Origin of the sequence: Gordonia spumicola, assembly GCF_009932475.1 — a bacterium.
Classification (GTDB): Bacteria; Actinomycetota; Actinomycetes; order Mycobacteriales; family Mycobacteriaceae; genus Gordonia; species Gordonia spumicola.
Genome location: NZ_BJOV01000005.1, coordinates 1,166,366 through 1,190,460, shown reverse-complemented (window position 1 = coordinate 1,190,460; position 24,095 = coordinate 1,166,366). Strand labels below are relative to the sequence as shown.

General features: G+C 68.3%; 26 protein-coding genes. 10 read left to right on the top strand and 16 right to left on the bottom strand.

From position 1 onward, the window contains the following. Nucleotides 1-59: 59 nt before the first annotated feature. A complete protein-coding gene (locus GYB83_RS16840; protein WP_161896557.1) occupies nucleotides 60-581 on the bottom strand; it encodes a hypothetical protein in 522 nt (173 codons plus the stop codon). Between the two features lie 9 nt (nucleotides 582-590). Beyond that, nucleotides 591-1,832, bottom strand: coding sequence for an NADH:flavin oxidoreductase/NADH oxidase family protein (locus tag GYB83_RS16835; protein WP_161896556.1), 1,242 nt, complete (start codon nucleotides 1,830-1,832; stop codon nucleotides 591-593). A gap of 60 nt (nucleotides 1,833-1,892) precedes the next feature. Here GYB83_RS16835 and GYB83_RS16830 point away from each other — a divergent pair, with 60 nt between their 5' ends. Further along, nucleotides 1,893-2,465 carry a TetR/AcrR family transcriptional regulator gene (locus GYB83_RS16830; protein ID WP_161896555.1) on the top strand — a complete coding sequence of 191 codons (573 nt, stop codon included), beginning with the start codon at nucleotides 1,893-1,895 and terminating at the stop codon, nucleotides 2,463-2,465. Between the two features lie 19 nt (nucleotides 2,466-2,484). Beyond that, complete coding sequence (locus GYB83_RS16825) at nucleotides 2,485-3,168, top strand: type 1 glutamine amidotransferase domain-containing protein (protein WP_161896554.1); 684 nt, start codon at nucleotides 2,485-2,487, stop codon at nucleotides 3,166-3,168. A 56-nt stretch (nucleotides 3,169-3,224) separates the two neighbouring features. Here the strand turns inward: GYB83_RS16825 and GYB83_RS16820 are convergent, their stop codons facing one another. Further along, complete coding sequence (locus GYB83_RS16820; RefSeq protein WP_228461550.1) at nucleotides 3,225-3,842, bottom strand: TetR/AcrR family transcriptional regulator; 618 nt, start codon at nucleotides 3,840-3,842, stop codon at nucleotides 3,225-3,227. A gap of 115 nt (nucleotides 3,843-3,957) precedes the next feature. Here GYB83_RS16820 and GYB83_RS16815 point away from each other — a divergent pair, with 115 nt between their 5' ends. Further along, nucleotides 3,958-5,739, top strand: a complete 1,782-nt coding sequence (locus GYB83_RS16815) for an acyl-CoA dehydrogenase (protein WP_161896552.1) — start codon at nucleotides 3,958-3,960, stop codon at nucleotides 5,737-5,739. 100 nt (nucleotides 5,740-5,839) lie between these two features. Here the strand turns inward: GYB83_RS16815 and GYB83_RS16810 are convergent, their stop codons facing one another. From GYB83_RS16810 to GYB83_RS16795, 4 genes are read right to left on the bottom strand one after another with little or no spacing between them, the layout of a single operon-like run. After that, complete coding sequence (locus tag GYB83_RS16810; protein ID WP_161896551.1) at nucleotides 5,840-6,625, bottom strand: acyl-CoA thioesterase domain-containing protein; 786 nt, start codon at nucleotides 6,623-6,625, stop codon at nucleotides 5,840-5,842. Nucleotides 6,626-6,675: 50 nt separating this feature from the next. Further along, nucleotides 6,676-7,884, bottom strand: a complete 1,209-nt coding sequence (locus tag GYB83_RS16805; protein WP_161896550.1) for a lipid-transfer protein — start codon at nucleotides 7,882-7,884, stop codon at nucleotides 6,676-6,678. A gap of 49 nt (nucleotides 7,885-7,933) precedes the next feature. Next, nucleotides 7,934-8,095, bottom strand: coding sequence for a hypothetical protein (locus GYB83_RS16800; protein WP_161896549.1), 162 nt, complete (start codon nucleotides 8,093-8,095; stop codon nucleotides 7,934-7,936). Continuing rightward, on the bottom strand, nucleotides 8,092-8,934 hold the full coding sequence (locus GYB83_RS16795) for a MarR family transcriptional regulator (RefSeq protein ID WP_267130332.1): 843 nt from the start codon (nucleotides 8,932-8,934) through the stop codon (nucleotides 8,092-8,094). Before GYB83_RS16795 ends, GYB83_RS16800 begins: the two co-directional genes overlap by 4 nt. Before the next feature lie 129 nt (nucleotides 8,935-9,063). Between GYB83_RS16795 and GYB83_RS16790 the strand changes: the two genes are divergently transcribed. From GYB83_RS16790 to bluB, 3 genes are read left to right on the top strand one after another with little or no spacing between them, the layout of a single operon-like run. Continuing rightward, nucleotides 9,064-9,849: an SDR family oxidoreductase gene (locus GYB83_RS16790; RefSeq protein WP_161896547.1), complete on the top strand. Its 786-nt coding sequence runs from the start codon at nucleotides 9,064-9,066 to the stop codon at nucleotides 9,847-9,849. Nucleotides 9,850-9,891: 42 nt separating this feature from the next. Beyond that, the gene (locus GYB83_RS16785) at nucleotides 9,892-10,359 is read left to right on the top strand and encodes a nuclear transport factor 2 family protein (RefSeq protein ID WP_161896546.1); all 468 of its coding nucleotides are present in this window, start codon (nucleotides 9,892-9,894) and stop codon (nucleotides 10,357-10,359) included. Nucleotides 10,360-10,385: 26 nt separating this feature from the next. Next, nucleotides 10,386-11,033 carry a 5,6-dimethylbenzimidazole synthase gene (gene bluB / locus GYB83_RS16780; RefSeq protein ID WP_161896545.1) on the top strand — a complete coding sequence of 216 codons (648 nt, stop codon included), beginning with the start codon at nucleotides 10,386-10,388 and terminating at the stop codon, nucleotides 11,031-11,033. On the opposite strand, the gene GYB83_RS16775 is transcribed toward bluB, so the two are convergent. The 5 genes from GYB83_RS16775 to GYB83_RS16755 are packed head-to-tail and all read right to left on the bottom strand — an operon-like array spanning nucleotide 11,018 to nucleotide 15,965. Next, nucleotides 11,018-11,596, bottom strand: a complete 579-nt coding sequence (locus GYB83_RS16775; protein WP_161896544.1) for an RBBP9/YdeN family alpha/beta hydrolase — start codon at nucleotides 11,594-11,596, stop codon at nucleotides 11,018-11,020. The genes bluB and GYB83_RS16775 overlap by 16 nt on opposite strands. After that, nucleotides 11,593-12,954: an MFS transporter gene (locus tag GYB83_RS16770; RefSeq protein WP_161896543.1), complete on the bottom strand. Its 1,362-nt coding sequence runs from the start codon at nucleotides 12,952-12,954 to the stop codon at nucleotides 11,593-11,595. The genes GYB83_RS16775 and GYB83_RS16770 overlap by 4 nt, the downstream gene beginning before the upstream one ends. Before the next feature lie 14 nt (nucleotides 12,955-12,968). Further along, nucleotides 12,969-14,021 carry a beta-keto acid cleavage family enzyme gene (locus tag GYB83_RS16765; protein WP_161896542.1) on the bottom strand — a complete coding sequence of 351 codons (1,053 nt, stop codon included), beginning with the start codon at nucleotides 14,019-14,021 and terminating at the stop codon, nucleotides 12,969-12,971. Between the two features lie 50 nt (nucleotides 14,022-14,071). After that, complete coding sequence (locus GYB83_RS16760; protein ID WP_161896541.1) at nucleotides 14,072-14,953, bottom strand: TauD/TfdA dioxygenase family protein; 882 nt, start codon at nucleotides 14,951-14,953, stop codon at nucleotides 14,072-14,074. A gap of 31 nt (nucleotides 14,954-14,984) precedes the next feature. Beyond that, entirely contained in the window at nucleotides 14,985-15,965 is a 981-nt protein-coding gene (locus GYB83_RS16755) for a quinone oxidoreductase family protein (RefSeq protein ID WP_161896540.1), read from the bottom strand. Nucleotides 15,966-16,121: 156 nt separating this feature from the next. Between GYB83_RS16755 and GYB83_RS16750 the strand changes: the two genes are divergently transcribed. From GYB83_RS16750 to GYB83_RS16735, 4 genes are all read left to right on the top strand, one after another. Then, nucleotides 16,122-17,117: an AraC family transcriptional regulator gene (locus GYB83_RS16750; protein ID WP_161896539.1), complete on the top strand. Its 996-nt coding sequence runs from the start codon at nucleotides 16,122-16,124 to the stop codon at nucleotides 17,115-17,117. A 43-nt stretch (nucleotides 17,118-17,160) separates the two neighbouring features. Beyond that, complete coding sequence (locus tag GYB83_RS16745; RefSeq protein WP_161896538.1) at nucleotides 17,161-17,763, top strand: TetR/AcrR family transcriptional regulator; 603 nt, start codon at nucleotides 17,161-17,163, stop codon at nucleotides 17,761-17,763. Nucleotides 17,764-17,862: 99 nt separating this feature from the next. After that, the gene (locus GYB83_RS16740; protein ID WP_161896537.1) at nucleotides 17,863-19,212 is read left to right on the top strand and encodes a flavin monoamine oxidase family protein; all 1,350 of its coding nucleotides are present in this window, start codon (nucleotides 17,863-17,865) and stop codon (nucleotides 19,210-19,212) included. Then, on the top strand, nucleotides 19,209-20,516 hold the full coding sequence (locus GYB83_RS16735; RefSeq protein ID WP_161896536.1) for a flavin monoamine oxidase family protein: 1,308 nt from the start codon (nucleotides 19,209-19,211) through the stop codon (nucleotides 20,514-20,516). Before GYB83_RS16740 ends, GYB83_RS16735 begins: the two co-directional genes overlap by 4 nt. On the opposite strand, the gene GYB83_RS16730 is transcribed toward GYB83_RS16735, so the two are convergent. From GYB83_RS16730 to GYB83_RS16715, 4 genes are read right to left on the bottom strand one after another with little or no spacing between them, the layout of a single operon-like run. Further along, entirely contained in the window at nucleotides 20,506-21,489 is a 984-nt protein-coding gene (locus GYB83_RS16730) for a glycine betaine ABC transporter substrate-binding protein (protein ID WP_161896535.1), read from the bottom strand. The two genes, GYB83_RS16735 and GYB83_RS16730, sit on opposite strands and share 11 nt — an antisense overlap. Next, on the bottom strand, nucleotides 21,486-22,250 hold the full coding sequence (locus GYB83_RS16725) for an ABC transporter permease (protein ID WP_161896534.1): 765 nt from the start codon (nucleotides 22,248-22,250) through the stop codon (nucleotides 21,486-21,488). The genes GYB83_RS16730 and GYB83_RS16725 overlap by 4 nt, the downstream gene beginning before the upstream one ends. Next, the gene (locus GYB83_RS16720) at nucleotides 22,247-23,476 is read right to left on the bottom strand and encodes an ABC transporter ATP-binding protein (protein WP_161896533.1); all 1,230 of its coding nucleotides are present in this window, start codon (nucleotides 23,474-23,476) and stop codon (nucleotides 22,247-22,249) included. Before GYB83_RS16720 ends, GYB83_RS16725 begins: the two co-directional genes overlap by 4 nt. Next, nucleotides 23,473-24,075, bottom strand: a complete 603-nt coding sequence (locus GYB83_RS16715; RefSeq protein ID WP_161897557.1) for an ABC transporter permease — start codon at nucleotides 24,073-24,075, stop codon at nucleotides 23,473-23,475. Before GYB83_RS16715 ends, GYB83_RS16720 begins: the two co-directional genes overlap by 4 nt. Nucleotides 24,076-24,095 lie beyond the last annotated feature (20 nt).

Below are 24,095 nucleotides of genomic sequence, written 5' to 3'. Positions count from 1 at the left end.
CGTCAGGCAGCATACGGCGACGTGACTGTCGGAGCGGGCGCGTCGCTGATCGTCGCCGGTCAGCCCGCTTTGGCGAGCACCTGGGCGGCGAGGACGAGCAGGCCGATTCCGAGGATGATCGCCAGCGCGGCCAACTGCTGCTCGCCTGTGATGTCGGCGTTTCGAACCGCGAGCCACACGACTACCCCGAGGGCGACGACGAACGTGAGGCCCGCGAGCAACAGCGCGGTGTCGATCGAGAACACGCCGAGCCACGAGAGGCCGATCAGTGCGGCAGGCACCACGGCCGATGAGAGGGCTCCGAGAGTGGTCTTCGTGATCACGAAGAGTTCGTGACGATCGGGGAACTCCTTGTGGACCGCCAGGTGAGCGATGACGTCCGACGCGGACGCCGCCGACGTGACACCGACGACGCCCAACAACAATGCGGTGAACGCGTACTGCGAGGATCGGTGATCCGACTCGCCGAACGACATCGCGAGAACGATCGCCAGTCCCGTGAAGGCGACGTAGACCCTCTCCTTCAAGTATCCGACCACCTGGTGCGGTTCGGTTCCTTCGGGGATGGTCGCCTTGCGCATGGGGGAAGCCTACGTGGTGAGCCACTTCCGGTAGCGGCGGAGCGCGAAGGTCTGCGCGACGGTCTCCTGGACGAGCGCGACCTTCGGGTTGGTGCCGAGCCGCGGTCCACGGCCCGATCCGAGCCTGCGCAACTGACGTCGGACGCGCGCCATGCTCGCGGCGGACGCCACCGCCTTGTCTTTCATGACGACGGGCGCGATCTCGACAGCGGCCTGGGCGCTGTGCCGCCACCGGTTGGGCAGCTCCGGATCGAATGCCAGCGCGCTGCCCATGCCGACGAGGTCGACGCCACTGGCGAGCACCTCTTCGGCGACCGGCCGCCGAACGATGCCGCCGGTCAGCATGAGCGGGAGCGGGCTCGTCGCGGCGAGTTCTTCGGCGAGCGTCAGAAAGTAGGCCTCCCGCGCGCGACTGCGCTCGTCCCCCGCCTGCCCGGTCATCGCGGGCGCCTCGTAGCTGCCGCCGGACAACTCGACGACGTCGACGCCGAGCGGCGCGAGCATCGCGATGACGGCCGCGGCGTCGTCGGCGTCGAACCCGCCCCGCTGAAAGTCGGCCGAGTTCAGCTTGACGGCGACGGCGAATGTCGGGGCGACCCGCTCGCGGACGGCGCGAACGATGTCGAGCAGCAGCCGCGCCCGGTTTTCGAGGGTGCCGCCCCACTGGTCGGAGCGTCGGTTCGAGAGCGGCGACAAGAACTGCGACAGCAGGTACCCGTGCGCGGCGTGCACCTCGACGCCGTCGAACCCGGCCTCCTCCGCACGTGCGGCGGTCACCGCGAACCGTTCGACGGTCTCGGCGATCTGCTCGGCCGTCATCTCGACGGGCTCGGCGAACCTCTTGCTCATCGCGCCGATGTCGACGCGTACGGCCGACGGCGCCCACGCGACGCCGGGCATGTTCGCCTGCACTTGGCGGCCCGGATGGTTGATCTGCATCCAGACGTGCGAACCGCCCGACTTCGCCGCCGTCGCCCACGCGCGGAAGGGTTCAAGGGGTGTGTCGGCGTCGAGCACCACACCTGCGGGACCGGTCAGCGCCTGTGCGTGAACCATCACGTTTCCGGTGATCAGCAGTCCGGCGCCGCCGGCGCTCCAGCGTCGGTACAGGGTGAACAGCGCATCGTCGGGCAGCTGCCCGTACACGGCCATGTTCTCCTCCATCGCGGCCTTCGCCAGCCGGTTCGGCAGTGGGACGCCGTTGGGAAGGGTGAACGAGGTGAAGACGGGAGAATCGGTGAGCGCTGGCATGGACGGCCCTTCTGCTGTATGTTGACGGTGTACACATCACGCTAGAGAGGAAAGTTAGCGGTGTCAACATCGGCGAAGGCCTCGTATCACCACGGCGACCTGCGGTCGTCACTTCTGAAGGCCGCCATGGGGCTGCTCGAAGCGGGCGAACCGTTCTCGCTGCGGGCGATCGCACGAGAGGCTGGCGTCTCGGCGACGGCGCCCTATCGCCATTTCACCGACCGCGACGCGCTCGAGTCGGCACTCGCCGCGCAGGGCCTCCGGGACCTGAAGGACGATCTCCTGGCCGGTCGCGAGATGCCGACGCAGCCCTCCGACCTCGCCGACTTCGCGGTCGCCTACGTCGAGTTCGGCCTGCGTCGGCCCGAACTGTTCCGACTCATGTTCAACAACGCGTGCGACGAGGGCAACGCCGACCGCGTGCAAGCCGCCGAGGAGATCCGGGAACTGCTGCGCATCGGCATGGGGACCGTCTATCCGGACGGCGACGCCGACGACCTCGCGACCGGCGGCTGGGCACTCGCCCACGGTCTCGCCTATCTCTTCCTCGACGGGAAACTCCCCGCGGAGTCCGACGAGGAGATCGCCGACCGGGTTCGAACGGCGTTCTCCGCGGTGCTGTCCATCCACTGACCCCGAAGGCAGGATCATCATGACCAAGCGCATCCTCAACGTCGTCACCAACGTCGCCCACTACGACGACCCCGGCCACGAGACCGGACTGTGGCTGTCCGAACTGGCACACGCCTGGGACGTGTTCGACGAGGCGGGCTTCGAGCAGACCATCGTCAGTCCCGCGGGCGGCCTGTCCCCTCTCGAGCCGCGATCGCTGAAGTTCCCGAACTACGACAAGACGGCCAAGGCCTGGCGTGCCGACCCGGCCAAGACGGCGCTGCTGGAGAACACGGCCGGCCCGGACCAGATCGACGCCTCCGACTACGACGCCATCTACTTCACCGGCGGTCACGCCGTCATGTACGACTTCCCCGACAGTGAAGGTCTCCAGCGGATCAGCCGCGAGATCTACGAGAACGGCGGCATCGTGTCGTCCGTGTGCCACGGCTACTGCGGATTGCTCAACATCAGGCTCTCGGACGGATCCCTCCTCGTCGACGGGAAGCGCGTGACCGGTTTCGCCTGGCAGGAAGAAGTCCTCGCCCGGGTCGACAAGCTGGTTCCCTACAACGCCGAAGCCGAGATGAAGGCGCGCGGCGCCCGGTACGAGAAGGGGATGATCCCGTTCAAGTCGTACGCCATCGCCGACGGTCGCCTCGTCACCGGCCAGAACCCCGGATCGGCCAAAGCCACAGCCAAGCTCGTCGTCGCGACGCTGTAGTGCCCCTCACGACCCCCCGGGGTCGTGAGGGCGGCTCAACCGCCCCGAGGGGGCCGTTAGGGCCGCGACGCCCCGGCGATGCGCAGGGCGATGTCGCTGTATCGCCGGGACAGTTCGTGCGGGTCGGAGATCCGGCGCGACGGAAACCAGCGGCTCACGTCGATGCCGAGCGAGGTGAGTGCGAGTGTCGCCGTCGGGACGTCGTCGATTCCGAACGTGCCGTCGTCGACACCGGCCCGGAGGACGGCGTCGAAGGCGGCCGTCGTCGACCGCCGGATGTCGACGATCATCGCGAGGTGCTCGGGTTCGAGCGATCGGAGTTCATGCTGGATGACGCTGGAGATCGCGGTGCGCTCGGCATGCCACAGGACGAACGCGCCCATCACCGCCGACAGTCGATCGGCGGGCGGCAGCTCCGGATCGTCCGCGGACGTGACCGCGGTGAGAACTCCCCAATGGCCTTCCAGGGCGATCGCGAAGAGCAGCGACTCCTTGGTCTTGTAGTGCGGATAGACGGCGCCGGGGCTCAGATCCAGACTCGCGGCGATCTCCCGAGTGGTCGCCACACCGTATCCGCGTGCCGCGAACACCTCGCAGGCTGCCGCGCGGATGCGGGCCGCGGCCTTCGAGGTTCCGAGGTGCTCGGCCAGTTCGGCCGCCGTCAAGTGCGCCACGTGGATATCCTTCCCTGGTCCTTGACACTCAGGCAAACGTGCGCGACTATGCGTACGTATAGAAACTATACCAACGCATAGTTTTGTAGGCGATACTTTCGATCGGAGCCCGCTCATGGCACACGCACTGTCTCGACGCGACCTGGACTTCCTCCTCTACGAATGGCTCGACGTCGAGTCGTTGACCTCCCGGGAGCGATTCGCCGAACACTCGCGAGAGACGTTCGACGCGGTTCTCGATCTGACGGCCGATCTCGCCGACAAGCACTTCACCCCGCACAACCGGAAGGGCGACGCGGAAGAACCGCACATGCTGCCCGACGGTGCGGTGCAGACGATCCCCGAGGTCAAGACCGCCCTCGCGGCGTACGGCGAGTCGGGACTGATCACCGGCACGTTCGACGAGGAGGTCGGCGGCATGCAGCTGCCGACCGTCGTCGCGCGGGCGTCGATGGCGTGGCTGCAGGCGTCGAACGCGGGGACGTCGTCGTACGCGCTGCTGACGAGTGCGAACGCCGCCCTTCTCGCCGAGTACGGCACGCCGGAGCAGATCGAGACCTTCGTGAAGCCGATGCTCGAGGGCCGCTGGTTCGGCACCATGTGCCTGTCCGAGCCGCAAGCCGGATCGTCGCTCGCCGACGTGACCACCCGCGCCGAGAAGCAGGACGACGGGACCTACCGCGTGGTCGGTTCGAAGATGTGGATCTCCGGTGGAGACCAGGACATCTCGGAGAACATCGTCCACCTCGTGCTCGCGAAGACGCCGGGCGGCGAACCCGGTGTCAAGAGCATCTCCCTCATGATCGTCCCGAAGTTCCTGCCGAACGGGGAACGCAACGACATCACCCTCACCGGCCTCAATCACAAGATGGGCAACCGCGGCACCACCAACGCTGCGCTCGCCATCGGCGACGGCACGCACACTCCGGGTGGGCGCGCGGGCGCCGTCGGCTACCTCGTCGGCGAGGAGCACAAGGGACTCTCGTACATGTTCCACATGATGAACGAGGCACGAATCGGCGTCGGGTTCCTCGCCACCGCCCTCGGCTACGTCGGTTACCTGAAGGCCGTCGAGTACGCGGCCGACCGCACTCAGGGGCGGCCGCTCGGCGCGAAGGATCCGTCGGCTCCGCCGGTCGCCATCATCGAGCACCCGGACGTGCGTCGAATGCTCTTGGCGCAGAAGGCGTACGTCGAAGGCGGTCTCGCACTCGGCCTGTACTGCTCCAAGCTCGTCGACGACCAGGCCGTCGCCGACGACACCGCAGAGGCCGCCGATCTCGGCCTGCTCCTCGACGTGCTCACGCCGATCGCCAAGAGCTGGCCGTCGCAGTGGTGCCTCAAGGCCAACGACCTCGCCATCCAGGTGCACGGCGGCTACGGGTACACCCGCGACTACGACGTCGAACAGCACTACCGCGACAACCGCCTGAACCCGATCCACGAGGGCACCCACGGCGTCCAGGCGCTCGACCTGCTCGGCCGCAAGGTGATCATGAAGGGCGGCAAGGGTCTGGCGCTGCTCACCGCCCGCATCGCGGCGACCGTCGCCGCGGCCCGCACGACGGGCGGCGACGCCGCCGCGTACGCCGACCAGTTGGACGCCGCGTGGACCCGCGTGGTCGGCGTCACCGGAACCCTGTGGGCCGACGCCGATCCGGTCGCGGCCCTGTCGAACGCCACCGCCTACCTCGAGGCGTTCGGGCACGGCGTCGTCGCATGGCTCTGGCTCGAGCAGTACCTCGCGGCGGACGGTCGGGTCGGCGACTTCTACGACGGCAAGCGAATGGCGACGCGCTACTTCTTCACGCACGAACTCCCGCAGATCGGTCCGTGGATCGACCTGCTGGCTTCGCGGGACACGACGACTCTCGACATGAATCCGGCGTGGTTCTGACGTCCGTCCCCTGCAGACCGACGTCTCGGATCCGGCCGCGTGCACCGCGATGGTCGACGCCACCATCACCTAGCAGAGCGACGGTCTGCCGCCGGCGATCCTAGATGACCTCGCCGAGGTCCACTTGGCGGCGTGCATTGGCGATCGCCGTGACCGTGCAGTGTCCGACGACGCCGAATCTGTCGAACATCGTCGCCGTGCCCACCGACAGCCCGGCTTCGCTGATCTGACTATCGGCGCGGAGGCCCACACTGTCCCCGATCGGAAGTCTGACAAGCGCCAACGTGGCGTCGGTGTTGATGAACCCGGCGCCCTCGGTACCCCAGTGGCACACCAGGCTGGTCGTCTCGGACATCGTCACCGCCCGTTGGAACGGCGTCATGACCTCTCCGGCGACAAGCGGCGGAAACGTCTGCCACGCCGACTTTCGTCCGGCGTTCTGGTGCGTTCGGTAGTCGCGCGACCAGTCGTTGTGGCCGCTGCTGATCAGCGGCGGTCCGGCGACGTCGGCCTCTCGCGGCGGTGTCGGGAGAGGCTCGGCGGACTGCCACAGTTCCCCCGGCGGCTCGTCGCTCGGCACGACGAACACCGAGGTGGCGCGGGCTCGCACCTCTCCGTCTTGCACGACTGCGGCGTCGACGATCGATATCCGAGGGCCGCGTCTGACAACCGTGGTTCGCGTCGTGAAGCCTCCGGACCGGACCGGTTTGGCCAGGTCGACGGTGAACCGCAGGGGTGACAGTCCGGAGTCGGCCATGTCGGCCTCGACAGCCCGAGCGAGGGCGCCGCAGACCGCGTAGCCGCCGACCTGGGTGGCCGACCACGGACTGATCGCAAGGGGCTCGGCGTGCAAGGACATGTCGTCCCGGACGGTGAAGAACGCCATGCGCGGTCAGCTCAGACCGTCGTCAACAGACGGTTCGAGTTCCTGAATCGTCATCGATCCGCGCGCTGATACGCCGTGACCACGGCGGCCCCGCCCAGTCCGATGTTGTGCTGGAGTGCCGCGGTCACGCCGTCCACCTGCCGCTTGTCGGCATCACCGCGCAACTGCCACGTGAGTTCGGAGCACTGGGCGATCCCCGTCGCGCCGAGGGGGTGGCCCTTGGAGATGAGCCCGCCGGACGGGTTCACCACCCAGCGCCCGCCGTAGGTTGTCGCGGCATCGTCGATCAGACGCGGCGCGTCGCCTTCGGCGCACAGGCCGAGTGCCTCGTAGAGCAGCAGTTCGTTGGCCGAGAAGCAGTCGTGCAGTTCGATCACCTGGAAGTCGTCGGGTCCGAGACCCGACTGGTCGTACACCCGGCGCGCGGCCTGCACGTTCATGTCGTAGCCGATGAGGTTCTTCGCCGAACCGTCGAAGGTGCTCGCGAAGTCGGTGGTCATCGCCTGTCCGACGATCTCGACGGCACGCGACGCCAGGCCGTGCCGGTCGACGAACGCCTCCGACGCGAGCACCGCGGCGGCGGAGCCGTCCGACGTCGGCGAGCACTGCAGCTTTGTCAGCGGGTGGTAGATCGGCTTCGACTCGAGGATCTCGTCGAGGGTGTACTCGTCTTGGAACTGCGAGTACGGGTTGTTCACCGAATGCTTGTGGTTCTTGAACCCGATCTTCGCGAAGTGCTCGGGTGTGCTGCCGTACTGCTTCATGTGCTCGCGGCCGGCGACGCCGAACATCCAGGGCGCCGCGGGCATCGAGAAGTCGGCGATCTTCCCGAGTTCGGCCATGTGCCGCATCAACGGGTTCTCGCGGTCGTCGTACATCGCGCCCAACGATCCCGGCTGCATCTTCTCGAAACCCAACGCGAGCGTGCAGTCGGCGAGCCCGCCGCGGATCATCTGGGCCGCCATGAACAGCGCGGTCGACCCGGTCGAGCAGTTGTTGTTCACGTTGACGATCGGGATGCCGGTCAGGCCGAGCTCGTACGCCGCGCGCTGGCCCGCCGTCGACTCCCCGAACACGTAGCCGACGTACGCCTGCTCGATATCGGTGTAGTCCACACCCGCATCGGCCAGCGCGTTGGTTCCCGCTTCCCGCGCCATGTCGGGGTAGTCCCAGGCCACGCCGTCGTCGTCGCGTCGTCGTCCCGGCTTCTCGAACTTGGTCATCCCGACACCGATGACGAACACCCTGTCGCCTGCCATGCGTCACCTCTTCCCGCCCGGTTCTGCAACCGGTTCTACCGCTGTACGGTCAGCGTAGCGGGTGGAAGACCCGGACGGTGCGGCCCGCGACGTCGTCGATGTACTCCCCGGTCACCGGGGTGTCGGTGAACATCGACCGGAAGTACACCGGCGACACGGCGAGTTCGAGCAGCACCTCCAGCGCCTCGAGCGTGGCGGCAGCCCCTGTCACGGTCCCCAGAGGGCGCCGACCCGCGCGGCCGCTTCGACCAACGCGATGCCGAGGTCGCGCCGATCGTCGGCGGTGACCGCCGACCGCAGCACCCCCAGCTGCAGTTCCACGTCCACCACGCCGCTCCGAGCGACCGGGGCCGCCAGGTAGCTGAGCGGGAGCGGCTCGTCGGTGTCCAGGTCGTCGAGTCGGTAAGCCCGCGAACTCAGTTCGGCAAGCTGCCGGGTCGCCGACCGGCGCACGCCGGGGTCGATGAGCATCGGCCCGACGGCGCCGAGCAGGTCGGCGAGAGACTCGATGAGCGACGCGTCCGTCGACGCCGGCCGGTACGCCGCGTACCCGAGCTCGTGGACGACGTCGAGCACACGACGTCGCTTGGCGGCCGCGACCCCGGTGGCTTGGGTCCACGCTGTCTGCTCGGCGAGGTCGCGGCCGGCCATCACGGCGGCGCCTGCCGGGTACCCGGTCGCCAACGACTGCCCGAGCCCGAGGCCGGGCACCGGCCGCGACCGCGAGTGCACCTTGGCCACGACAGTCATCCGGCCGGTGCTGAACCGACTCAGGGTGGCCCCGCATCCGGTGGCGTCGGCGAGCTCTTCGATCACCGCGAGGACGTCGGACGTGACGGCCGACAGATCGGCCGGGCCGCCGCGGGACAGCCCGGCGGCGGCCGCGCCGAGGCGGTATCCGCGGGAGGCGTCACGGACGATCCAGCCCGCGTCGTCGAGTTCGGCCAGGATCGCCGACATCGTCGGCCGAGAGATGCCGAGAGCGTCCGCGATCTGGGCGATTGTGCGCGGTTCGGTCGCGTCGCTGAGCAGTTCCAGAGTGTCGATCACTCGACGAGTGGGAGGCGAACCTGCCATGCGGTGGGAATCCCTCTTGTGTCACGGTCCCGGGAGGACTACGGTGTGCCGGATATTCACACCGTATTGATCGAATATTCGATTAGCAAGGGGTTGAGCAGGATGCTCGAGAAGTTTCAACTGACCGATCGCGTCGCGATCGTGACCGGTGCCGGACGTGGGATCGGCGCGGCGATCGCCGTCGGCTTCGCCGAGGCCGGCGCGGACGTGGTGATCTCGGCGCGGACCGCGTCCGACCTCGACGAGGTGGCCGCGAAGGTCGCAGCGCTCGGACGGCGTGCCGTGGCGGTGCCGCTCGATCTCGCCTCCGACGATCCCGCGGCACTGGTGACCGCCGCCGTCGAGAACTTCGGCAGGCTCGACGTTGTCGTCAACAACGTCGGCGGCGCGATGCCGAAGCCGTTCCTGCAGACGTCGGTCAAAGAACTCGTCGGCGCCTTCTCCTTCAACGTCGGCACCACACACGCCCTCACCCTGGCCGCGGTCCCGGAGATGCTGAAGAACGACGACGGCGGTTCGGTCATCAACGTGTCATCGTCGATCGGCCGGTTCGCCGGCCGCGGGTACGCCGCCTACGGCACCGCGAAGGCCGCAGTCGCCCACTACACCCGGCTCGCCGCGGAAGACCTCGCACCACGGATCCGCGTGAACGCGATCGCGCCCGGTTCGATCCTGACGCCCGCCCTCGACTACGTCGCGCAGAACGACGACATGCGGACCGCGATCGAGGCGAAGACGCCGATGCGCCGGATCGGCGAACCCGAGGAGATCGCCGCGACGGCCGTCTACCTCGCGAGCGCCGCCGGCGGCTACATGACCGGCAAGATCCTCGAAGTCGACGGCGGCATCGGCGCACCGAACTTCGCGCTTCCCATCCCCGACCTGTGACAAGCCGATCCGCCACCCCACCACCACCGAAAGGCGCCTGACATGAGCACCGCCGACACGATCCGCGACATCGAAGAACTCAAGTACCGCTACCTGCGCGCGGTCGACACCCGGGACTGGGACGGCCTCGCCGCAACGCTCACCGAGGACGTCGTCACCGACTACGGCACACAGATGGGCGGCAAGAAGCTCGCGTTCGCCAGCCGAGCCGAGGTGATCGAGTACTTCCGCGGCGCGATGACGGGCACCATGCTCACCGAGCACCGCGTCGATCACCCGATCATCCGCGTCGACGGTGACACCGCCACCGGCAGCTGGTACCTGCAGGACCGGGTGATCGTCCCCGACTACGACCGGATGATCATCGGCGCCGCGTTCTACCGCGACGAGTACCGGCTCACCGACGACGGCTGGAAGATCTCCGCCACCGGCTATGACCGCACCTTCGAGGCGGTCGGGGTGCTCTCTGCGGGAGGCTGGCACATCACCCCCGGTCCCGCCGTCAACTGACGGTTCCGGCGGGGTACGGTCGGCCGATGGGAACCAGCAGCGACGGCGTGTTCAGCGAGGCTTTCGTCGAGGAGTTCGACGACTTGCTGCGGTGGCGACGCGATGTGCGCCGATTCCGCACGGAACCGCTCGCCGACGGCCTTCTCGACGAGATCCTGGCGTCGGCCGAACTCGCTCCGTCGGTCGGCAACAGTCAGCCGTGGCGGTGGGTGAACGTCGTCTCCCCCGAACGCAGGCGAGCGGTGGCCGACACGTTCACCAGGTGCAACGACGACGCCCTGCGCGGTTATCGGGGCGAGCGGGCGAAGTCGTACGCCGGGATGAAACTCGCAGGTCTGGACGATGCGCCCGTCCACCTCGCCGTGTTCTGCGTGCCCGACCCGGATCAGGGTTCGGGACTCGGCAGACGGACGATGCCGCAGACCCTCGAATACTCGGTCGTCACCGCGATCTCGACGTTGTGGCTCGCAGCGCGGGCCCGCGGCGTCGGGGTCGGGTGGGTGTCGATCGTGGACCCACACGACGTCGCCCGGGCGTTGGACGTCCCGGGCGACTGGGTCCTCGTCGGATACCTGTGCGTCGGATACCCGGAGGCGGTGGACTCCACACCCGAGCTGGAACGGCTCGGCTGGCAGGCCCGCACGCCTCCGGGCGTCCGTTACGAGGTGCGCTGAAGGGTCATCTCGGCGATTAGCTCGGCGGCGAGCGGCCACTCGCCGAAACCCGATGCCGGGTTCAGGTGACCGACCTCGCCGAGGTCGACCAGCCTGCTCCCCCACACTTCGGCAAGGCCCGCGGTGGTGCGGTACCGGGCGAGCGGATCGTTGCGGCTCGCGGCCAGGACCGACGGGAACGGCAGCCGGGCCCGCGGGATCGGCGACCAGCCCTGTGCCGCCAATTCGGCGGGCCGCGGATGCGGCTCGGGCCAGTCCACGTCGAAATCGGGCGGGGTCGCGAACACAGCGCCGACGACGGCTCCGACCGACGATCGCGGGCTCCGCGCCCAGTGGACGGCCGCAAGGACGCCTGCACTGTGCGCGAGCAGGATCACCGGACCGTCGACCGCGGCGACGGTCCCTTCGATCAGGTCCGTGCGTGCAGGCAGGTCGTGCCAGTGGTCGACGGCGGGGAACGGCACGGTGACCGTCCCGGGCGTGCGGGCGGCGTACACCTCTTGCCAGTGGGTCGGCGCGTCGCCCCGGAGCCCGGGGACGACCACCACTGTCGGCGCGGTCATTTCTCGACGGCTGTCGACAGGGCGGCCAGCGCGGCGACGCCACGCGGATGCATCCGACGTCCGACGACCATGGCGAGCGCGGCCGGGATGTAGACCAGCGGCGCGACCTTCAGGGCGTCGGCGAGCGACATGTGGTCGGCGAGGATGCCGATGATGAACGGCGCCGCCGCGAGACCGAGGAGATTGTTCGCCAGGGTCAACGTGCCCATCGCGGAGGCCTGCACCGACTTGTGGGTCAGCGAGGCGACCATCGCGGCCGTGGTCCCCGAGCAGCCCGCGGAGAAGAACGCGCCGACGGCCATCAAGGCGAGCTGGAGTCCGCCCGTCGGAAGCGCGAACGCGATCATCAGGGAGACGAATGCGATCGAGCAGAATCCGATGCCGACCGTCCATTTGCGGGTCGCGTCCCGACGGCTGACACGGTCGGCGATGACGCCGCACACGATCATCCCGCTGCCGACCAGAAGGACGAAGAACGCCGCCGCTCCGCCGGCCGTGTCGACGGTCATCGAGTATTCCTCTTTGAAGAACGTCGGCAGCCAGGTGAGCATCACCGCGGCCATGAACATCTGCAGGCCGCTGCCGATGTAAGCGCAGAGCACGGCCGGATTGGTGAACAGGCTCGACAGCGGCGCCCGGGCCGACCCGGTCGCGGGCGCCGCCTGCTTCTCGTCGGGGGTGTCGACCAGGGCCTGATGCCTGCGTACCCGGCCTTCGGTGACGATGATCTTGAACGCGGCGACGAGCAGCAGTCCGAGGACCGCCATCGCACCGATCGACCAGCGCCACCCGAAGTGGACGGCGACGACGCCGCCGAGTGCGGTCCCGATCATGGTGCCGAACGAGCCGCCCGCCATGAACGACGCCGACAGCGCGGCGTGCACTCGCGGGGCGAACAGGCTCAGGACCAGGGCGATGCCTACGCTGCCGTAGGCTGCTTCACCGACGCCGACGAAGAATCGGGCGATGAGCAACTGCTCGTAGCTCTGCGCGAACGCGCAGGCGAGCGTTGCGAGCGACCACAGGATCGCCATCACGACAAGGCTGCGGACACGTCCCCACCGGTCGGCGAGGATGGAGATCGGCAGGGTGAGCAGTCCGACCATCAGGGCGACGACCGAGATCAGCGAACCGAGCTGTCCCTTGTCCAGGTCGAGTTCCTGGCCGAGCGGCACGAAGACCGCGGCGAGCACCTGGCGGGACATGTAGTCCGACAGGAGCAGTGCAAAAGCGAGCCCGAACACCACCCACGGATAGAACCGCCGGCGGGACGAGACTCGTCCCACCGGCAGATCCACCGTGATCGGTGCGACCGCGGCCGCTGCTTCCGTGCCCGTGCGGGGCGTCATGAGGGCCATTGTCGGTCGATCCTTCACGCGTGCTGGGTGAAACCGAGTTGGCCGGGCTGACGGTTCGGCGCGTAGCCGAGCTTGGCGAGCGTCTCGTCGACCGACGTGTACTGCTCACCGATCCGGTAGATGTCGCGGGCCTCCTTGCCGGTGGCGACCTCGCGGCCCAGCTCGTTGCTGATGCGGACCAGCTGGCGGACCTGCTCCACCGAGCTGATCTTCTCGCCCTTGCGGCGCCAGATGGTGTCCTCGTTGCCGCAGCGGGTGTGCAGACCCATCGCGATCGCGAGGGTGTTGACCGGGAGCACCGAACGCATCAGCGTCTCCAGGGTGAGGATCGCGCCGTCCGGGACGCGCTGCATGAAGTTGGCGATGTTGTACGGGTTCGGGCCGTCGAAGCCGCCGCCGATTCCGACCCAGGTGACATTGAGCGGGCCCATGTACTTGCCGCGCCGGATCAGGCGCTCGACGGTCTCCAGCTGCGGGATGCTCGAGAGCTGGAAGTGCGGCTGGATGCCGTTGACGGTGAGCCGACGCAGGTGCTCCTCGACCCACGCGGGGCCGGCCGGGACGGTCATCTCGCGGTACGTGTCGTACAGCTCGGGACGCCGCATCGAGGTGCCCGCGATGTCGTCGTCGGTCATCAGCTCCATGATGTTCATCTGGCTGGTGTTGATGGCGATGGTGACCTGGTCGGGCTTCGGGGCGAGCTCGGCCAGCATGTGGCGGGTATCGTCGGACAGCCACTTGGCGTCGGCGCCCTCGCCTTCGGGAGCGAAGGAGATCGAACCGCCGACCTGCAGGATCATGTCCGGCACGGCCTCGCGCAGGCCGACAAGGAGCTCGTTGAACTTGGAGAGCCGCTTGCTGCCCTTGCCGTCGAGCTCGCGGACGTGGATGTGCAGGACGGTCGCCCCCGCCTCGTAGCAGTCGACGGCCTGTTGGACATGCTGCTCGATGCTCAGCGGCAGGTCCTCCGGGAAGTCGTCGACTTCCCACTCCGGGCCGTACGGTGCGACCGTGATGACCTGCTTCTCTTGGGTCTCCGGGAAGAACGAGTCGTCGTGGAAGTGCATGGTGATCTCCTTGTGTGATTGATGGATCCCCGAGCGGAGTCGAGGGGTGGTCAGAAGGGGCGGTCGCCGATGATGCCCGCGCGTTCCATGCGGCGGACGGCGGGCCAGTAGTCCTGAACGGCGTAGTGCTGCGTGCAGCGGTTGTCCCAGATGGCGAAGCTGTCGGGAGTCCAGCGCCACCGGACCTGGAACTCGGGGACGGACGCCTGCCGGATCAGGTAGTGCAGCAGTTCGGACGCGCCGGGCGCGTAGTCGTAGCCGAAGCGGACGTTCTCTGGGGTGTGGAAATTCGTCAGGTGGGTGGCGAACGCGTTCACGAACAGGATCTTCTCGCCGGTGTCCGGATGGGTCCGGACGACCGGGTGCTCGGCGTCGGGGTACATCGCGTGCAGATTCGCTCGTTTGTCCGCGGGCATCGCGGCGCCGAAGCTCGCCTCGATCGAGTGTCTGGCGGTGAGTCCGTCGATACGGCGCTTCACGTCCCCGGGCAGAGCGTTGTACGCGGCGACCATGTCGACCCAGATGGTGTCGCCGCCGACGGAGGGACCCTCCACGCAGCGCAGGACTGAACCGAACGGCGGGCACTCGCGCCAGGTGGCGTCGCAGTGGAAGGCGTTCTCGTAGTGCTCGGCGGGGCTGTCGAGATCCTTGTAGATCCGGACGAGGCCGGGATGTTCGGGATCGGACGAGGCGACGGGATGGTCTTCGAGCTCGCCGAACCGGCGGGCGAGTGCGACGTGGTCGGCGCGGCTGATCGGCTGGTCGCGAACGAAGAGCACCTTGTGCTCGATGAGCAGGCTGCCCAGTTGAGCGAACAGTTCGTCGTCGTGCGCGACGGCGGCCAGGTCGACGTCGAAGAGTTCGGCGCCGAGATGAGCGGTGAGCCGCTCGGCCCGGATCGCGGTACGCGCTGCGTCGTGCATGAGTGTCATGGCGGTGTCTCCTCCTTGCGGTCGGTGTCGGTCAGACGGTGAGGATGGACGAGCCGGTCAGGGCGCCGGACTCGAGTTGGGTGTGAGCCCGCGCGGCCTCGGCGAGCGGGTAGGTCTGGTTGACCTGTACGTTGATACGTCCCGCCGCGATGTGGCCGAACAGCTCACCGGCGAGTTCGGCGCGTTCGGCAGGGTCCGCGATGTAGTCGGCGAGGCCGGGCCGCGTGACGAACAGGGACCCTTTGATCGCGAGCTGCATCGGGTCGATCGGCGGGATCGGGCCCGACGAGGTGCCGAAGCAGACGAGCAGCCCACGTCGGGCCAGGCAGTCGAGCGAGGTCTCGTAGGTGGCCTTGCCGATGCTGTCGAGGACCACCGGGACGCCCTCGCCGCCGGTGATCTCCCGGACTCGCGCGGCGGTGTCCTCGTCGCGGTAGTAGACGATGTGGTCGACACCGGCCCCGACGGCGACGGCCGCCTTCTCCGGGGTCGACACGGTGCCGATGACCGTGAGTCCGAGGAGTTTCGCCCACTGGGCGACGATCGATCCGACGCCGCCCGCGGCCGCGTGGAGGAGGATCGTGTCGCCGTCGCGGTAGGTGGTGATGCGGCGCATCAGGTAGGCGGCGGTGAGTCCGCGCATCGTGCAGGCTGCCGCCGTCTGGAAGGAGATCTCGTCGGGCAGGGCGATCAGGTGGCGCGCCGGGAGCACGAAGTGGGTGCTGTACGCGCCGAGTGGGCTGCCGGTGTAGGTGTAGGTGACCCGGTCGCCGACGCGGAAGTCGGCGACGCCTTCGCCGACGGCTTCGATCACGCCGGACGCTTCGACGCCCATGCCGTTGGGCAACGGGACTGGGTAGAGACCGGTGCGGTAGTAGGTGTCGGCGAAGTTGAGCCCGATCGCGTGGTGGCGCACGCGCACTTCCCCCGCCGCGGGCTCGCGCACCACGACGTCCTCGAGCCGCAGTACGTCGGGGCCGCCGACCTTGTGGAAGCGGATCGCCTGTGCCATGTGAATCGTCGTCCTCTCGTGGGCTGTGCGGCCCTCGTCCGTTGTGATGTGAACGACACTATGAGGGCCGATTCGGCGAAACTGCTCCTCACGGGACGGATTGGTGTTCATATCGGGACATCTCAGTGATTCCGATCACGAATGGAGGTGGTTCCGGTGAAGCCACTCGCGCGCTACGCGTCGCTCGCGAACTACGTCGAACTCGCCCGTTCACTCGGTCTCGACCCGATCGGGATGCTGCGATCCGCGGGGCTCGATCCCGGGGGGATTCGGTTGCAGGACAGGTGGATTCCCGCCGAGGCGGTCGTCTCTCTGTTGGAGGAGACGGCCGCGCGGTCGGGTCGAGACGACATCGGGCTCCGTCTCGCGGAACTTCGCAGGCTCTCGCACCTGGGGCCGCTGAGCCTCGTCCTGCGGGAGGAGTCGAGCATGCGCAATGCCCTCGCGCAGCTGATCCGGCACGAGCGCATGTACAACGAGGCGCTCCACACCAGCCTGCAGGTGGCCGACGGTGTCGCGACGGTCCGCATCGAGATCGATCTCGGCGTCGCGGCACCCGACAGGCAGGCGGTCGACCTGGGCGTCGGCGTGCTGCATTCGCTCATGCGCGAACTCGCTCCCCCGACCTGGCGTCCGCTGTCGGTGTCGTTCTCGCACGCGCCGCACGTGGACGCGACACTCTCGGGTCGCATGTTCGGCGGGCTCGTCCGGTACGACAGGGACTTCGACGGCGTCACGTTCGCCGAGACCGATCTCGATACTCCGCTGAGCGCGGGCGACCCGCAGATGCTGGCCTACACACAGCGAATGTTGGCCGACGCCGCGGGGAACGAGGCGAGCGTCGCGCGTCGGACCCGTCAACTCGTCGAGATGCTGCTCCCCACCGGGCGGTGCTCGGTCGACCAGGTCGCGCGCAGTCTCGGCGTCGACCGTCGGACGGTGCATCGCCGCCTCGAAGCGGAGGGCACGACGTTCACTCGGGTCGTCGACGACACCAGGGCGGGCCTCGCTCGCCATCTCGTGGCGGGGCGCCGCTACTCGATGACCGAGATCGCCGTGATCCTCGGATTCTCCAGCCCGTCGAACTTCTCTCGCTGGTTCCGGGGGCGGTTCGACTGCACGCCGCGGGAATGGCGGTCCGCGGGACGCTGACTGACATACTCGTCTCGAGCCGTTCCGACGCGAGAGGAGCCACGTGGTCTACATCGAATCGGCCGAGCGTCGCCGCCAGGCGATCGACGCCGCCCGTACGGCCCTCATGCGTGAGGGCGTCGGCCGCGTGTCGATGCGCGTCGTCGCCGCGGAGGCCGGCATCCCGCTCGGCACGTTGCAGTACGTGTTCCCGACCAAGCTCGGCCTCCTCGAGGCCGTCATCGACGACCTCGTCGCGGAGATCGGTCGGGTCCTGAGTGCGTCTGCCACCGTCGACGGCGGACTCGAGACGTCGATCAGGGACGGCGTGCGGACCTTCTGGTCGAGGCTCGTCGTCGACCACTCCGATCTGCAGCTGCTGCAGTACGAACTGGTGACGCACGCACTGAGAACGCCTGGGCTGCAGGATCTTCCGCGTCGACAGTACGACTTGTACGTCGACACCGTGACGCGCTGGTTCACCGCTGCCGCGGAGCGCTCCGGCGAGACCGCCGCCGTCGAGTACGACCAGCTCGCGCGACTGCTGGTCGGCGGGATCGACGGACTGCTCCTGCAGAGCGTCGTCGCGCCCGACGCCGATCGTTCCGCCGCCGACCTCGAACGCGTCATCGACATGGTCGTGGCCGTCGCAGGCATCTCCTCCTGACCTGACTCGGGGACGCTCTTGATCTTCGGTGTGATCCGGCTTACTCTATCGACAGTCATACGACTGACTGAGTCTGGATCGAACGCTGAGGAGAGCGACATGGAGAACGTCGATGTGATCGTGGTCGGAGCGGGTCTGGCGGGATTGAGCGCGGCGCGCTCGCTCGTCGCCGAGGGCAAGACCGTCGCGGTGCTGGAGGCGCGCGATCGCGTCGCGGGCCGCAACCACGGCGGACATCTGTCCAACGGCGTCCCGGTGGAACTCGGTGGTCAGTGGATCGGCGCGACCCAAGACGCGATCGGAGAACTCATCGACGAACTCGGACTCGAGACCTACCCGACGTACGACGACGGCGAGGCGATCACCTTCGTGGACGGCGAACGTCTCCGGTACAGCGACGAGACCTTCGGACTTCCGGACGAGGTCGCCGCCGAGGTCGGACGCATCTGGGAGCAGATCGAGATCCTCGCGTCCTCCGTCGACCTGGCCGCGCCGTGGGCCACCGACGACGCTGCCGACCTGGACCGCCAGACACTCGAACAGTGGCTCGTCGGCGTGTCGGACGACACCGTCGCCATCCGGATGTTCCGCACGCTCGTGCCCGCGATCTTCTCCGCCGAGACTCCGGAACTCTCGCTGCTCCACTTCCTCTTCTATGTGAAGTCGGGGACGAGTCTGGAAGTCCTCGCGGCGACGACCGGCGGCGCGCAGGAGCGTCGCGTCGTCGGCGGGACGCATCTGATCTCCGAGCGGATGGCCGACGCTCTCGGCGACCGCGTACGGTTGAACACCGTGGTCCGCGACATCGCCCAGAACGACGACGGTGCAGTGGTCACCTTCGAAGGCGGACAGATCTCGGCGTCGCACGTCGTCGTCGCGGTTCCGACGACGCTGGCCGTGCGCTTGCGGTACTCGCCGCCGCTGCCGTCGGCCCGCGACGCCCTCACCCAGCAGATGCCCGCGGGCTCGGTGATCAAGTACCACGTCGCCTACGACACGCCGTTCTGGCGCGAGGACGGGCTCAACGGCTTCGTCCTCGGTCTCGACAGCGCGTTCGGCGTCGTCCTGGACAACTCGCCCGCCGACGCGTCGTGCGGCGTGCTCGTCGGGTTCATCGAGGGCGCTCATGCGCGTACCGCGGCCGAGCAGACCGCGGCGGAACGCCGGGCGCTCGTGATCGCACAGCTCGTCGAGTACTTCGGGCCGAAGGCCGCCGAACCGTTCGACGTCGTCGAACAGGACTGGATGGCCGAGGAGTTCACCCGAGGCTGCTACGGCGGTCGCCTCGGCGCGGGCGTCTGGACGCAGTACGGCCGGGCGCTCGCCGCGCCGGTCGGCCGGATCCACTGGGCCGGAGCGGAGACGTCGGACGTGTGGAACGGCTACATGGACGGCGCGATCCGCTCGGGCAGGCGGGCGGCGGCCGAGATCCTCGGCGGCGACGCGTGACCGGACTCCCCGACCGCGCCGACGTCGTCGTGATCGGCGCGGGTCTGTCCGGTCTCGTCGCCGCCCGCGACCTGCACAGGGCCGGACTCGACGTCCACGTGATCGAGGCCGCGGATCGCGTCGGCGGACGGGCGTACGCGGTCACCTCGAACCTCGGCTCGCGGCTCGACCTCGGTGGACAGTGGGTGGGCGCGGGACACGACCGCCTGCTGGCCCTCGCGGCCGAACTCGGCTGCACCGTGTACCCGATGGAGTCGCCGTCGATGCCGGCGATCGTCGACCGGACAGTCCGCGTCCGACCGTGGTCGGTGAGCGTACTGGGCGCACTCGCCGCGGTGGCGGCCGTGGAGGTCATGTCCAGGACCGGGGTGCCCGCGCGGTGGCGTGATCGCACGCTCGGCGAGGCGATCGCCGGGATCCCGGGCGCCAGGACGCGACGGCTCCTCACGACGCTCGCGGGCGTGTCGTCGACGGCCGAGCTCGACAAGTTCACGGTCGGCGCGATGGCGTCGACGGTCCGCCGGATGGGCGGCGCGGCCGGCATGCTGTCGTCGAAAGGCGGAGCACAGGAGTCGCTGATCGTCGAGGGTGCTGGACGGCTCGCGGAGCTCATCGCCGCGGACCTCGGCGACGGTGTGCGCCTCGGCGACCCGGCGGTACACGTGTCGCGCGACGACGACGGCGTCACCGTACGCACGCGCTCCGGAGCGGTGGTCCGGGCAGGCCACGCGGTGATCGCCGTGCCGCCTCCCGTCGCGGCCCGGATCGAACATCAGCCGGGATTGCCGCACGCCCGCGTCGACTGCCAGGACGGCATGCGTATGGGGTCGGTGTACAAGGCCGTCGTGGTGTACCCGACGCCGTTCTGGCGTTCCGGCGGCCCGGCCGAGACCGTGGTCCTCGGCGAGACGGGCATCGGCGTGTTCGACTCGACATCGCCCGCCGGACCCGGCCATCTGACCGTCCTCGTCGGCGGAACCGACGCCCGCGTGTTCGACGATCTGACCGTCGATCAGCGGCGTGCACGGGTGCTCGACGCACTCGGCGGCCTGTTCGGCGACGAGGCCCGCGCACCCGCCGACTTCCACGACAAGGTGTGGCAGAACGACGAGCACGTCGGCGGCGGCTACCTCGCACTCCCCCTGCCCGGCGCGGCGGGTGCCGCTCTCCCCGCGGACAGCACGCCGTGCGGTCGCGTGCACTGGGCGGGCACCGAGACGTCCGACGATCACCCCGGCTATCTCGAGGGCGCGATCTGCGCGGGCCGACGCGCGGCGTCGGAGATCATCGACCTCAGACGGTGACGAACCCCTTCTTGACCATCCAGTCGCGGGCGACGTCGGCGGGCTCGCGTCCGTCGACGTCGACCTGACGGTTGAGCTCGGTCATCTCCTCCGACGTCAGTACGTCCATGACGGGTTTGGTGACCTTCGCGATCGACGGATGGTCCTTGGCCGTGGAACTGAGCATCGTGACGGCGGCGTTGTAGTTCGGGAAGAAACGCCGGTCGTCGTCGAGGACCGCGAGGTCGAGGGCCTTGATACGACCGTCGGTGGTGAACGCCTCACCGAACGCGCAGTTCCCGTTGGCCGTCGCCTGATAGATGATCCCCGTCTGCAGGATCTGGGTCTTGGCCGCGCCCGGCGAGAAGCCGTACGCCTTCGCCATGCCGGGAAAGCCGTCCTGACGGCTCCGGAACTCTGTCTCCATGCACGTGGTCGCCGCACCGGGGTCGCGTTTCACCAGCTCGGCGTACTGCGACAGGTTGTGGACGCCAAGCTTCGCCTGGTTCGGCCGATTGACGACGAGCGCGTAGGTGTTGTTCAACGGCGCCGGGTTCACCCACACCACATCGTTGCGTTCGAGGTCCTCGTCGCGGACCGCGGCGAACTGCTCGGCCGGGTCGGGGATCGGCTTCTCGTTGCCCAGGTAGTTGATCCAGCCGGTGCCGGTGTATTCGATCGTCACGTCGATCTGTCCGCCGAGCAGCGCGTCGCGCGCCGAGTTCGACCCCTGGATGTTGGTCAGGTCGCGCACATCGGCTCCGGCAGCGGCGAGCGCGAACTCGAGGATGTAGCCGAGGGTCACCTGTTCGGTGAAGTCCTTCGAGCCGACGGTGATCTTGGCGCCCTTGAGGTCGGCCTGCTCGGTGATCGACCCCGGTTTGACGGGCAGCGGCAGGGCCCCGCCGGATTCGAGCCCGCAGGCTCCACTCGCGGCGACGACGACGGAGGCGACGACCGCGGTGATCGCGGCGCGCAGAATGTGCTTTCTCATCGGAGTCCCTTCGGTCCGAGGTAGCGCTCGGCGAGCGCGCCGCACCAGTCGACGAGCAGTGCCAGGCACACGGCGAGGACCGCGCCGAGGACCAGTGTCACGTTGTCCCGCAGCTTGTAGCCGGTGTCGATGAGGATGCCGAGTCCGCCCGCGTCCACGAGGAAGCACAGCGTCGCGGTGCCGACGGCGAGCACGAGCGATGTGCGGAGTCCGGCGAGGATGAACGGCACGGCGAGCGGCAGTTCGACCTGCAGGAGGATGCGGATCTCGGACATGCCCTGCCCGCGGGCCGCGTCGATCAGCGCACGGTCGACCTCGTTGAGTCCGAGGATGCTGTTCCGCAGGACCGGCAGCAGCGAGTAGAACGCGACGGGCAGCACCCCGATCCAGAAGCCGGTGGTCGCGGTCCAGAGGAAGAACAGGACCAGCAGACCGATCGCGGGCGCGGCCTGCCCGATGTTCGCGATGCCGATGAAGACGGGGGCGAGCCAGCGGAATCGGGGTCTCGTCACGAGCACCGCGAGCGGAACCGAGACGAGCAGGACGATCGACGTGATCGCGACGGTCAGCCACAGATGTTCGCCGATGAGCTGGGCGATGTACTCGGTGTTGACGGTCGCCTTCTGCGTGTCGGTCAGGTCGCGGTTCAACGCCCACGTCAACACGCCCGCGGCGACGATGAGCACGACGATTGGCTGCGTCCACAGCTGGATGGACGTCGACCGTGTGGCCTTCGCGGCGGCGGCGTCGGTCGAACTCATCGGCTCGGGCTGTCGACGTCGGCGACCGGTTCGACGGTGGAGTTCACGACGAGGCCGGCTTCGGCGATCGGCGGATCACCTCGATGCTGGTCGCGCATGGCCCGGATGGCGTCGATCAGCGTCTCGATCGTCACCACGCCCGCGTAGCGGCCGCGGGGTCCGGTCACGACGGTCGATGCGTTCCGTTCGGCCAGGATGGCCTCGAGCGCGTCCTGCAGCGTCGACGCGGTGGTCACCAGTTCGCCGAGTGGAAGGCCAACGTTCTTCAACGACGCGGCGCCGTCGAGGTGTGCGCGGTCGGTCCAGCGGATCGGTCGGTCGCGCGCGTCGAGGATCACGCCCCAGTCGTCGATGCGTGCCGCGAACTCGGCGGGCGAGTCGCCCTCGTGCGCGGTGGGACGATCTTCGATGTCGACGTCGCGCACCCGCATCAGGTTGAGCTGCTGGAGCGACGCGCCCTGCCCGACGAACCCTGCGACCGTGTCGTTCGCGGGGTTCGCGAGAATCGCCTCCGGGGTGTCGTACTGGAGGATCCGGGACTGCTCGCCGAGCACGGCGATGCGGTCGCCGAGCTTGACCGCTTCGCCGAAATCGTGGGTCACGAACACGATCGTCTTGCGCATCTCGGCCTGCAACTGCATCAGCTCGTCCTGCAGCAGGCCTCGAGTGATCGGGTCGACGGCGCCGAACGGCTCGTCCATCAGCAGGACCGGCGGATCGGCGGCGAGAGCGCGCGCCACGCCGACGCGCTGCTGCTGTCCACCCGAGAGTTGACGCGGATAGCGGTCGGCGAACTGGTCGGGGTCGAGGCCGACGAGATCGAGCAGTTCGGTCACTCGGGCGGTGATCCTCGACCTATCCCATTTCAGCAGTTTCGGCACCACGGCGATGTTCTGCGCGACGGTCATGTGCGGGAACAGGCCGCCCTGCTGGATCGCGTAGCCGATGCTCTGGCGCAGCTTGTTGGCGTCGAGTGACAACGCGTCCTTGCCGCCGATGGTGATCTTTCCCGTCGTCGGTTCGATGAGACGGTTGATCATGCGCATGGTCGTCGTCTTACCGCTGCCGGACGGGCCGACGAACACCACGATCTCGCCCGCCGGAATTGTCATCGATACGTCTGCGACCGCGGGCGTCTTCTGACCCGGATATGTCTTGGACACGTGGTCGAGAACGATTTCCACACCGGAGACCGCTCCCGCGCTCGATTGTGCATTCTCGGTCATCGGATTCCCTTCGACGTGGTGTACCGGCCGATCAGCACGTAGATCCCGTCGAGGATCAACGCGAGGATGACGATCAGAACCGTGCCGGTGAGTGCTTGTGGGATCGCCGTCGGACTTCCGACTCGCGACAGGCCGGAGAAGATGAGATTGCCCAGGCCCGGGCCTTTCGCGTACGCGGCGATCGCCAGGATGCCCATCGCCATCTGCGTGCTGACCCGCATCCCGGTGAGGATCGACGGCCAGGCGAGGACCAGCTCCACGCGAGTGAGGACGCGCAGTCGGCTCATGCCGATGCCGCGCGCCGCGTCGGTGACGGCGGGGTCGACGGCTCCGAGTCCGACGATCGTGTTCCGCACGATCGGGAGCAGCGAATACATCGTCAGAGCGATGACCGTCGGCGGAACGCCGAGCCCGAGGACGGGTATCAGCAGACCGAGCAGTGCGAAGGACGGAATGGTGAGAATGGTGCTGGACAATGCGGTGGCAATGGCCGATCCCGCGGGACTCCGGTAGACCGCGATGCCCACGAGAACGCCGATGACCGTCGCCAGCAGAAGGCATTGGATGACGGCGCTGACGTGCAAGTAGGAATCGACCAGCAACTGCGACCGGCGATGAC

Coding starts and splice junctions, on each gene's coding strand:
- GYB83_RS16840 (WP_161896557.1), bottom strand. CDS start 581: ATGCGCAAGGCGACCATCCCCGAAGGAACCGAACCGCACCAGGTGGTC.
- GYB83_RS16835 (WP_161896556.1), bottom strand. CDS start 1,832: ATGCCAGCGCTCACCGATTCTCCCGTCTTCACCTCGTTCACCCTTCCC.
- GYB83_RS16825 (WP_161896554.1), top strand. CDS start 2,485: ATGACCAAGCGCATCCTCAACGTCGTCACCAACGTCGCCCACTACGAC.
- GYB83_RS16815 (WP_161896552.1), top strand. CDS start 3,958: ATGGCACACGCACTGTCTCGACGCGACCTGGACTTCCTCCTCTACGAA.
- GYB83_RS16810 (WP_161896551.1), bottom strand. CDS start 6,625: ATGGCGTTCTTCACCGTCCGGGACGACATGTCCTTGCACGCCGAGCCC.
- GYB83_RS16805 (WP_161896550.1), bottom strand. CDS start 7,884: ATGGCAGGCGACAGGGTGTTCGTCATCGGTGTCGGGATGACCAAGTTC.
- GYB83_RS16790 (WP_161896547.1), top strand. CDS start 9,064: ATGCTCGAGAAGTTTCAACTGACCGATCGCGTCGCGATCGTGACCGGT.
- GYB83_RS16785 (WP_161896546.1), top strand. CDS start 9,892: ATGAGCACCGCCGACACGATCCGCGACATCGAAGAACTCAAGTACCGC.
- bluB (WP_161896545.1), top strand. CDS start 10,386: ATGGGAACCAGCAGCGACGGCGTGTTCAGCGAGGCTTTCGTCGAGGAG.
- GYB83_RS16775 (WP_161896544.1), bottom strand. CDS start 11,596: ATGACCGCGCCGACAGTGGTGGTCGTCCCCGGGCTCCGGGGCGACGCG.
- GYB83_RS16770 (WP_161896543.1), bottom strand. CDS start 12,954: ATGGCCCTCATGACGCCCCGCACGGGCACGGAAGCAGCGGCCGCGGTC.
- GYB83_RS16765 (WP_161896542.1), bottom strand. CDS start 14,021: ATGCACTTCCACGACGACTCGTTCTTCCCGGAGACCCAAGAGAAGCAG.
- GYB83_RS16760 (WP_161896541.1), bottom strand. CDS start 14,953: ATGACACTCATGCACGACGCAGCGCGTACCGCGATCCGGGCCGAGCGG.
- GYB83_RS16755 (WP_161896540.1), bottom strand. CDS start 15,965: ATGGCACAGGCGATCCGCTTCCACAAGGTCGGCGGCCCCGACGTACTG.
- GYB83_RS16740 (WP_161896537.1), top strand. CDS start 17,863: ATGGAGAACGTCGATGTGATCGTGGTCGGAGCGGGTCTGGCGGGATTG.
- GYB83_RS16730 (WP_161896535.1), bottom strand. CDS start 21,489: ATGAGAAAGCACATTCTGCGCGCCGCGATCACCGCGGTCGTCGCCTCC.
- GYB83_RS16725 (WP_161896534.1), bottom strand. CDS start 22,250: ATGAGTTCGACCGACGCCGCCGCCGCGAAGGCCACACGGTCGACGTCC.
- GYB83_RS16720 (WP_161896533.1), bottom strand. CDS start 23,476: ATGACCGAGAATGCACAATCGAGCGCGGGAGCGGTCTCCGGTGTGGAA.